The following is a 9,782-nucleotide window of genomic DNA, read 5'->3' as shown; positions in this document are numbered from 1 at the left end:
GCAATCTCGGGAAGGCAGTTTCGTTTTCGCCGATGGCTTTCTTGCGATCCGGCTATGACCTGCGAGATTGCCACGTCGGCCTGCGGCCTCCTCGCAATGACAAACTTGGGGGCCTCGTACCGCTGAATTGCTGCTGTACTACCTGCAACTGCCTTAGGCGCTTACTGAGCGCCGCTGCAGCCGAGCCGTCCAAATATCCGGGTATGCATCCCCGGAAATGCGGGAAAGCTGTCGCTGTGGGAGGGTTCACAAAACGTTCAAAAAAAACTTCCGTTTGGGTATTGACAAAGTTGCGTTTGGGGGGTATAGTTAGCTTAGCACTCAGGGGTACGGAGTGCTAAAGGAAAACAAGGAGGTCAAAGCCATGGAGCTTTCGGAGCGCAAACAGAAGATCCTGAAGGCCATTGTGGACCTCTACATCCGCAGCGCAGAGCCGGTCGGCTCCAAGACGATCGCCGCGCTGCCGGATATGAACTTCTCCTCTGCGACCATCCGCAACGAAATGGCCGAGCTGACGACGCTCGGCTTTCTGGAGCAGCCGCACACGTCGGCCGGGCGCATCCCGAGCCCCGCGGGCTACCGCTTCTACATCGACCGTCTGATGCAGGATTACCGCCTCTCCGTCGACGAGACGCAGAGCATCAATCAGGCCATGGAATCGCGTATGCAGGAGCTGGACAAGGCCATGAGCCAGGTCGGCAAGCTCGTCTCCAAGCTGACGAACCTTCCGGCCTATACCATGACGGCTCCGGCCGGAGAAGTGACTGTCCGCCATTTCGAGATCATCCTCGCGGACGCCGGGAGCTTCATTCTCGTGGTCATGACGTCCGATGAAAACGTCAAGAACCGCCTCATCAAGCTGCCGCTGCATGTGACGGAGCAGGACCTCAAGCTCCTGTCCGCCGTGCTCAATGCGAGCCTCACCGGGCTTCCCGCCTCCGGCTTCACGCCTGAGGTCATGAACCGCGTGACGCGCAGCGCAGGCGCCGCAGCGAGCCTTGTTCCGGTCATCGTCGATTTTACGACGCATGTGCTCGAGGAGGCTCATCGCTCGGAAATTTACCTTACCGGGCAGAACCGTCTGCTGGGCCAGCCGGAATATCAGGACCTGACCAAGGCACAGGAGGTGCTCGGCGCACTGGATGAAGACACGCTCTCCAACCTGCCCGCCCGGCTCGATCCGGACAGCCCCGTTCAGATCCTCGTCGGCCCGGAAAACGTTGCGCAGGAGCTGAAGGACACCTCCGTCGTCGTGACGCGCTTCGACATCGGCGACGGCATGCAGGGCATGATCGGTGTGGTCGGCCCGCAGCGCATGGATTACGCACAGATCACCGCACGATTAAGCTACTTTGCCGAAGGGCTTGGCCGGATGTTCGGCAAGCCGGAGCTGCCCGCGGCCCCGAAGCCGGAGGTGCACGAGGCAAAGGAGGAGGAATAAATTTTGGCAAAGAAACACGAAGAACCCGAAAAGAACGAGAAGGAGCCTGCCGCTCCGGAGGCCGCCAAGCAGGCGGAAGCGCCGAAGCAGCCGGAAGGCTCCAAGCAAAAGGCCGAGTCCAAACAGCCCGATGCGCTGGAGCAGGCCAAGGCCGCGCAGGCGCAGGAGCACGATCAGTTTCTGCGGCTGGCTGCAGAATATGACAACTTCCGCAAGCGCACGCAGCGCGAAAAGGACGGCATCTATCAGGATGCCGTTGCCGATACGGTGAAGAAGTTCCTTCCCGTCTATGATAACCTCGAGCGGGCCCTGCATCACGAGACCGCAGACGAGGCCTATAAAAAGGGCGTGGAGATGACCCTGACAGAGCTTGTCAAGATCCTCGACGCGCTGGGTGTCAAGCCCTTCGGCGAAGCGGGCGAGACCTTCGATCCGCAGCGCCACAATGCCGTGATGCACATCGAGGACGAGAGCCTCGGGGAAAACGTCATCGCAGAGGTTTTCCAGACCGGCTTTGCCCACGGCGATAAGGTCATCCGCTTCGCCATGGTGAAGGTCGCAAATTAAATCAGTAAGTTACTTCTAAGTTACTTCTTTGGGAGGATTTGAATTATGGGAAAAATTATTGGTATTGATCTTGGCACGACGAATTCCTGTGTCGCCGTGATGGAAGGCGGCGAGCCCGTCGTTATCGCGAATGCCGAAGGCAATCGCACCACTCCGTCCGTTGTTGCATTCTCGAAGACCGGTGAGCGTATGGTCGGTCAGGTCGCAAAGCGTCAGGCCGTTACGAACGCAGACCGCACGATCTCTTCGATCAAGCGCCACATGGGCACCGATTATAAGGTCGACATCGACGGCAAGAAGTACACCCCGCAGGAGATCTCCGCAATGATCCTGCGCAAGCTGAAGGCGGACGCCGAGGCTTACCTGGGCCAGCCCGTGACCGAAGCGGTCATCACCGTCCCGGCTTACTTCAACGACGCCCAGCGTCAGGCCACGAAGGACGCAGGCAAGATCGCCGGTCTGGAGGTCAAGCGTATCATCAACGAGCCGACGGCTGCTGCACTGGCCTATGGCGTCGATAAGGAATCCTCGCAGAAGATCATGGTCTATGATCTGGGCGGCGGCACGTTCGATGTCTCCATTCTGGACATCGGCGACGGTGTCATCGAGGTCCTTGCCACGAACGGCAACACCCACCTCGGCGGCGATGATTTCGATCAGTGCATCATCGATTACCTTGTTGCCGAGTTCAAGAAGGCCGAAGGCATCGACCTCTCCGGCGATAAGGTCGCCATGCAGCGCCTGAAGGAAGCTGCCGAGAAGGCGAAGATCGAGCTGTCCGGCGTGACGAGCTCCACCATCAACCTGCCGTATATCACGGCGGACGCCACCGGCCCGAAGCATCTGGATGTCACGCTGACGCGCGCAAAGTTCAATGAGCTAACGGCGCACCTCGTGCAGGATACGCTGAAGCCCGTCCGTCAGGCCATGGCAGATGCCGGGCTGAAGGCAAGCGACCTGAGCAAGGTCCTGCTCGTCGGCGGCTCGAGCCGTATCCCGGCCGTGCAGGAGGCTGTCAAGAGCATCACCGGCAAGGAAGGCTTCAAGGGCATCAACCCCGATGAGTGCGTGGCTGTCGGCGCGGCCATCCAGGGCGGCGTCCTCGGCGGCGACGTCAAGGGCATGGTCCTTCTGGATGTCACCCCGCTGTCCCTCGGCATCGAGACCATGGGCGGCGTGTTCACCCGCCTGATCGACCGCAACACCACCATCCCGACGCACAAGAGCCAGATCTTCTCCACCGCTGCAGACGGCCAGACCTCCGTTGAGGTCCATGTCCTGCAGGGCGAGCGTGAAATGGCTGCCTATAACAAGACGCTGGGCAAGTTCCAGCTCACCGGCATCGCTCCGGCGCCCCGCGGCGTGCCGCAGATCGAGGTCAGCTTTGACATCGATGCCAACGGCATCGTGAATGTCTCCGCAAAGGACCTCGGCACCGGCAAGGAGCAGAACATCACCATCACCGCTTCCTCCAACCTCTCCAAGGAGGACATCGACAAGGCCGTCAAGGAGGCCGAGCAGTTCGCCGCTGAGGATAAGAAGCACAAGGATGAGGTCGACACCCACAACGCAGCCGATCAGGTCATCTACCAGACGGAGAAGACCCTGAACGAGCTTGGCGACAAGGTCTCCGAGTCCGAGAAGGCGCCCGTGCAGGCAGCTCTCGAGGATCTGAAGACGAAGAACAAGGGCAATGACATCGAGGCCATCAAGGCCGCGACCGATGCCGTGCAGAAGGCGTTCTACGCCATCTCCGAGAAGCTGTATCAGCAGGCCGCCCCGCAGCAGGGCGAGGCCAATAACGGCGGTGCAGCGAACAACGGCGGCCATGACGACGGCGTAGTCGATGCGGACTACGAGGAAGTCAAGGATTAAGGACGAATGTATGCGGCAGGCGGCGGCTTCGGCCACCGCCTGCCCTGCGTCGGCCGCCCGAAAGGGTATCAGGAGAGGTGAGCAGCATGGCAAATGAGAACAAGCGAGATTATTATGAGGTCCTTGGCCTCAAAAAGGATGCGACGGACGCCGATATCAAGCGCGCCTACCGCAAGCTTGCCGCGCAGTATCATCCGGACGTGAACCACGATCCGGGCGCGGAAGAAAAATTCAAGGAGATCAACGAGGCCAACGAGGTGCTCTCCGATCCGGATAAGCGCGCGCGCTACGATCAGTACGGCTTCGCGGGTGTCGACCCGAATTTCAACCCGAATGCGGGAGGCAGCCCGTTCGGCGGGGCCGGATTCGGCGATTTCGGCGACCTCGGCGATATTTTCGGCAGCTTTTTCGGCGGCGGCGGCCGCAGCACGCGCCGCAGCGCCAGCGCCCCCATGCAGGGCGACGACATCGGCGCGCGCGTTGAGCTGACGTTTGAAGAGGCGGCCTTCGGTGCGGAGAAGGAGGTCACGGTCTCTCGCGTGGAGGACTGCGACCAGTGCCACGGCAGCGGCGCAGCTCCCGGCACGAGCGCCGAGACCTGCCCGCGCTGCAAGGGCACGGGCTCCGTGCGCACGCAGCAGAATTTCATGGGCATGACCATGCAGTCCACGGCGGCCTGCCCGGATTGCCGCGGCACCGGCAGGATCATCCGCACGCCGTGCAGCCGCTGCAAGGGCAAGGGCAAGGTGCGCCGCAGCCACAAGCTGATGGTGAAGTTCCCGGCCGGCATCGACGACGGCCAGACGCTGCGCGTGCGCGGCGAGGGAAACACCGGCCTCAACGGCGGCCCGAGCGGCGATCTGATGGTCACGGTCAGCGTCCGCAGCCACCCGCTGTTCACGCGGCAGGGGCAGGATGTCTACTGTGAGATGCCCATCACGTTTACGCAGGCTGCCTGCGGCGCGGAGGTCGAGGTGCCGACGCTCGACGGCAAGGTCCGCTATACGATCGGCGAGGGCACGCAGACCGGCACGACGTTCCGCCTGAAGGGCAAGGGCATCCCTTATGTCAACGGGCGCAGCCGCGGCGACCAATATGTCACCGTCGTCGTGGAGACGCCGACCCGCTTGACGCGCGAGCAGAAGGACCTGCTGCGCAAGTTCGAGGAGGCGACTTCCGAAAGCGCACAGCCAAAACGAAAGAAGTTTTTTGAGAAGCTGCGCGACGCCTTCGACAAATAAAAAAATTACCATGCGGCCGCATCACAGCGGCCGCTTTTTCCGGGAGAAGATCGATGACCCTGAACGGCAGAAGCATCCCGATCCCTGACCCGTGGTCCGGAAACGCGGTTTGACCGAATCACGACAGAAAGGATCGATCTTTGAATTTGAATAACCCGTTTGCTTCCATGCGGGCCAGAGACTGGGCGTTCTGGCTCGGTTCGCTGGCCGTCGTGGCCGTGTCCAACTTTCTCGGCGGCGACGTCGACCCGCTGACGCTGATCGCCGCCCTGACCGGCGTGACGGCCCTGATGCTCGCGGCCAAGGGGCAGGTCTTCGCGCAGTATCTCATGATCGTGTTCTGCCTGCTCTACGGCGCCATCTCCTGCCGCTTCCGCTACTGGGGCGAGATGCTCACCTATCTCGGCATGAGCCTGCCCATGGCGGTCTGGTCCGCCGTGACGTGGCGGCGCAACACGGCGCACGAGGCGGGCAGCGCCGTGGCCATCCGCCGCCTGACCGGCCGCGACCTGGCCCTGCTCGTGCTGGCCACCGCTGCGGTGACGGCCCTGTTCGGCTGGCTGCTGGCGGCGCTCGATACGCCGAACCTCGGCTTCAGCATCCTGTCCGTCGCCACGAGCTTTCTCGCGGCCGCCCTGACCATGCTGCGCTCGTCGTATTATGGCCTCGGCTACGCGGCGAACGACATCGTGCTCGTCGTGCTGTGGGTGCTGGCCTCGTGCGAGGACCCCGCCTATATCCCCGTGGCGGTGAATTTCGGCATCTTCCTGTTCCATGATTTCTATGGCTTCCTCAGCTGGAAAAAGCGCGAGCGCCATATGGCCCAAACTGCATAAAAACCGGCGCGCTGCGGGTCCCGCAGCGCGCCATTTTTTTAGATCCTCTTGCATTTGCCGACCACATCGGGTAATATGATGGTGTGTCAGTGATTTGTAAGAAAGAGCCTGACTGACGCGGATCATGAGATGGAAAGGAGAAAGACGTATGCACTTCTACAGGATCGTCAGACTGCTGTATCATTTCCCGGAGCGCGCGATCTGAGGCTCCGGATCGGAGGAAACGGAGTCCCGGATATGGAGGAACCACAATCAGGGAGGACACGTTTCAAATGAAAAAAACTCTTTCGCTTTTAGACAAAAACAAAAGGTTTTTCCTGCTGACATTGCTCGTCAGCATCGTTTACTCTGCGATCAGCGTCGCGATCCCCACGATCTCCGGTCGGCTGATCACCTCCGTTGTCGCGGATTCCGCCAATCGCACGAGACTGCTCTGCATCTTTCTGCTCATCAGCCTCTTTCAGCTCTGCTTTGCCGAATTGGATGAGTACATGGGCAATACGCTCAAAATAAGGCAGAAGAAGCAGATGCGCCGGAATGCGTTTCATGCCTTCTCCGCGCAGGACAGCGCCAAACGCGAGGATATCTCCGCCTTTGTGTCGTTTGTGAACAACGATATCCCGAGCGTGGCGGAGCAGTATGTTCTGGGCACCATTGATATGATAAAATGCATGAGCATTCTGGCGTTTTCCGCGCTGTCGCTGCTCTATATTCACTGGGTGCTGGCTCTTGTCATCGTGGGCGTGAGCCTGCTGATCGTCGCTCTTCCCAATACGATGCGGAAAAGAGGCGGAGCGGCCAGAAAGCGCTATTCCGGTGCGCTGGCAAATTACAATACGACGCTGCGATCGATCCTGGACGGCCTGCGGCTTGTGAAGGCCTACCGCTGCCGGAAATATGCGGCGGAGTCCGTCGATTCCGCCGACGACGGCATTGCACGCAGCGAAATGACCTTGCTGAAATATCAGCTGGTCACGCAGGGAATCACGACCGCGCTGCAGGTGGCAAAAACAGTCCTGATCCTGCTGATCGGCCTCTATCTGATCTCCAAAAAGGAGATCGATGTCGGCAGCCTTGTCGCGGTGATCCAGCTGGCAGAGGTGATCAGCGCCCCGATCGAGGTTCTGGCGTACCTGCGGCATGGGCGGAATGAGGTTCTGCCGATCCTTGCACAGTATCAGAGCATGATCGGGCGGAAACCGGAAGGGGACGACCGCCGGACGGCGTGCGCCGGGGCGTTGGAGCAGCTGGCCGTTGACCATCTTTCTTACCGCGCAGAGGAACTCGCCATTCTGAAGGACGTCTGCGCCCGCTTTACGGCCGGGCGGAAGTATCTGATCACCGGAGAGAGCGGAAGCGGAAAATCCACCCTGCTCCGGCTGATCGCGCAGATCGGCGATCTTCAGTATGGCGGGAGAATCCTCTATAACGGGCACGAAATCAGAACGATCCCATACGGCGCATATTATGAAAGTATTTGCCCCGTCTTTCAGGAGCCCTATCTCTTCTACGCAACGCTGGAGGACAACATCTGCGTCGGCCGCCCGATCCCGCGGGATATCTATCTGGATGTGATCCGGAAGCTGAATCTGGAGTATCTGCTGGACCGGTATCACGGTCAGGAGCTGACGCCGGAGAGAATGGAGACGCTGTCCGGCGGAGAACGGCAGCGCGTGGCGCTGGCGCGGGCGATGGTCGGACGGCCCTCTGTCTACCTGCTGGATGAGGTGACCTCCGCACTGGATCAGGCGAATGCCGAGCTGGTGGAGCGGCTGCTATTGGAGGAGCCTTCGATGGTCCTTCACATCTGCCACAAGCCGAACCCCGCACTGCGGGACCGGTACGACGGGATATACGAATTATCCGACGGCGTATTGACTCCGGTGAACCCATAATAAAAGAAAGTGCAGCCACCGACATAGCCGATGGCTGCACTTGACTGTTATCAGCCCTTCGCGGCGGCGAAGCCCGCCTCGAGGTCTGCGATAAGATCGTCGGCATGCTCCGTGCCGATGGACAGGCGGATGGTGTTCGGGCGGATGCCCTGATCGAGCAGCTCCTCCGGCGTGAGCTGGGAATGCGTCGTCGTGGCCGGGTGGATGACGAGGCTCTTGACGTCCGCGACGTTGGCCAGCAGGGAGAAGATCTGCAGGTGGTCGATGAAGCGGTGCGCCTCGGCCTCGCCGCCCGCGATCTCAAAGGTGAAGATGGAGCCGCCACCATTCGGGAAGTACTTCTGATACAGCGCGTGGTCCGGGTGGCCCGGCAGCGACGGATGGTTGACGCGCGCGACCTGCGGGTGTGCCGCCAGCCACGAGACGATCTTCTTCGTGTTCTCCGCGTGGCGGTCGAGGCGCAGCGAGAGCGTCTCGATGCCCTGCAGCAGCAGGAAGGCGTTGAACGGGGAGATGGTCGCGCCGGTGTCGCGCAGGAGAATGGCGCGGACGTAGGTCACAAAGGCTGCCTTGCCTGCCGCCTGCACGAACGAGATGCCGTGATAGCTGGGGTTCGGTGCAGCAAGCTGCGGATAGCTGCCGCTGGCAGCCCAGTCGAACGTACCGGCGTCGACGATGATGCCGCCGAGCGTCGTGCCGTGGCCGCCGAGGAACTTCGTGGCGGAGTGGACGACGATGTCCGCGCCGAGCGGGATGACCTTGACCCAGTAGGGCGTGCCGAACGTGTTGTCGATGACGAGCGGCAGGCTGTGGCGGTGGGCGACGGCGGCAATGGCCTCGATGTTCGGGATGTCGCAGTTCGGGTTGCCCAGCGTCTCAAGATAGACGGCGCGGGTGTTCGGCTGGATGGCCGCCTCGACCGCTGCGGCGTCGTGCGCGTCCACGAACGTTGCCGTGATGCCGTACTGCGGCAGCGTGTGCGCCAGCAGGTTATAGGTGCCGCCGTAGATCGTCTTCTGCGCGACGATGTGGTCGCCCTGCCGCGCAAGCGCCTGAATGGTATAGGTGACGGCCGCTGCGCCGGAGGCAGTGGCCAGAGCGGCCACGCCGCCCTCAAGGGCTGCCACGCGCTGCTCGAGCACGTCCTGCGTGGAGTTCGTCAGGCGGCCGTAGATGTTGCCCACGTCTGTCAGGCCGAAGCGGGCCGCAGCCTGCGCGCAGTCGCGGAACACATAGGATGTCGTCTGGTAGATGGGCACGGCGCGCGCGCCGGTGGCGGGATCGGGCTGCTCCTGTCCGACGTGAAGCTGCAGGGTCTCAAAATGATAGCTCATGGGGATGTCTCCTTTGTGATTCTTTCAGATCGTATGTACGGGATCTTTCCGTCCGCCGGTATTCCGGCAACAAAAAAGCCGGGGCTGAAAACAGCTCCCGGTCAGAGAAACGGTCATGGAGTGCGGCTCCTCACTCACGGCATGCTCCGCGCATGGCAGCACGCCCGGCCAGTTCTTCTGCCCGGGAGCCCAGCATTCGTTCTGCTGCAAAGAACATTGCTGCCACCTCACTTCGTTTGATGGACGCATCATAGCACAAAAATCCGACTTTGTCAATAGGCATTATAGGAAAAGAGAGAAAAAGCAGGAAATGGGAAATGGAAAGTTAGCACAAGGCTGCCAGTCGGGCGTTGTAGGGGGCGGCGTCCTCGACGTCCCATGGGGCACTGCCGATTTGCACAGGCTATCGTTAAAATGGGAAACGCCGAAGTATGGGGTGTAGCGGCGCTCAGTGAGCGCCCTGCACAGGGGAATTCAACGGCAGGAGGGCGCTGGTGCACCACGGAACCACCTGACGTGTCATTGCGAGGAGGCCGATCGGGCTTCTCAAGCCACTTCGGCAGGCGCAGGCGCACAACGATGGGATGCGTGCC

7 protein-coding genes are annotated in these 9,782 nt (G+C 61.1%); 6 read left to right on the top strand and 1 reads right to left on the bottom strand.

Going from position 1 to position 9,782, the window contains the following annotated elements; translation table 11 throughout:
• Window positions 1–364 precede the first annotated feature (364 nt).
• The 6 genes from hrcA to WMO66_RS00535 all read left to right on the top strand — a co-directional run bounded on the left by hrcA (window position 365) and on the right by WMO66_RS00535 (window position 7,855).
• Window positions 365–1,441, top strand: a complete 1,077-nt coding sequence (hrcA, locus tag WMO66_RS00560) for a heat-inducible transcriptional repressor HrcA (RefSeq protein ID WP_349134459.1) — start codon at window positions 365–367, stop codon at window positions 1,439–1,441.
• A gap of 3 nt (window positions 1,442–1,444) precedes the next feature.
• Window positions 1,445–2,008 carry a nucleotide exchange factor GrpE gene (locus WMO66_RS00555; protein ID WP_349134458.1) on the top strand — a complete coding sequence of 188 codons (564 nt, stop codon included), beginning with the start codon at window positions 1,445–1,447 and terminating at the stop codon, window positions 2,006–2,008.
• Window positions 2,009–2,053: 45 nt separating this feature from the next.
• Window positions 2,054–3,883: a molecular chaperone DnaK gene (dnaK, locus tag WMO66_RS00550; protein WP_349134457.1), complete on the top strand. Its 1,830-nt coding sequence runs from the start codon at window positions 2,054–2,056 to the stop codon at window positions 3,881–3,883.
• Window positions 3,884–3,969: 86 nt separating this feature from the next.
• Window positions 3,970–5,124, top strand: coding sequence for a molecular chaperone DnaJ (dnaJ, locus tag WMO66_RS00545; RefSeq protein WP_349134456.1), 1,155 nt, complete (start codon window positions 3,970–3,972; stop codon window positions 5,122–5,124).
• A 140-nt stretch (window positions 5,125–5,264) separates the two neighbouring features.
• On the top strand, window positions 5,265–5,960 hold the full coding sequence (gene pnuC / locus WMO66_RS00540) for a nicotinamide riboside transporter PnuC (RefSeq protein WP_349134455.1): 696 nt from the start codon (window positions 5,265–5,267) through the stop codon (window positions 5,958–5,960).
• A gap of 272 nt (window positions 5,961–6,232) precedes the next feature.
• Window positions 6,233–7,855, top strand: a complete 1,623-nt coding sequence (locus WMO66_RS00535) for an ABC transporter transmembrane domain-containing protein (protein WP_349134454.1) — start codon at window positions 6,233–6,235, stop codon at window positions 7,853–7,855.
• A 50-nt stretch (window positions 7,856–7,905) separates the two neighbouring features.
• On the opposite strand, the gene WMO66_RS00530 is transcribed toward WMO66_RS00535, so the two are convergent.
• Entirely contained in the window at window positions 7,906–9,189 is a 1,284-nt protein-coding gene (locus WMO66_RS00530) for an O-acetylhomoserine aminocarboxypropyltransferase/cysteine synthase family protein (RefSeq protein WP_349134453.1), read from the bottom strand.
• Between the last annotated feature and the right edge of the window lie 593 nt (window positions 9,190–9,782).

Source organism: Faecousia intestinalis (assembly GCF_040096185.1).
Classification (GTDB): Bacteria; Bacillota; Clostridia; order Oscillospirales; family Oscillospiraceae; genus JAZOXB01.
The sequence above is the reverse complement of the archived record's forward strand: the minus strand, read 5'-3'. Positions and strand labels throughout refer to the sequence as shown.

Bases quoted from the DNA above. Each gene is read 5' to 3' on its own strand.
- WMO66_RS00530 (WP_349134453.1), bottom strand. From the start codon at position 9,189: ATGAGCTATCATTTTGAGACCCTGCAGCTTCACGTCGGACAGGAGCAG.
- WMO66_RS00535 (WP_349134454.1), top strand. From the start codon at position 6,233: ATGAAAAAAACTCTTTCGCTTTTAGACAAAAACAAAAGGTTTTTCCTG.
- hrcA (WP_349134459.1), top strand. From the start codon at position 365: ATGGAGCTTTCGGAGCGCAAACAGAAGATCCTGAAGGCCATTGTGGAC.
- dnaK (WP_349134457.1), top strand. From the start codon at position 2,054: ATGGGAAAAATTATTGGTATTGATCTTGGCACGACGAATTCCTGTGTC.
- dnaJ (WP_349134456.1), top strand. From the start codon at position 3,970: ATGGCAAATGAGAACAAGCGAGATTATTATGAGGTCCTTGGCCTCAAA.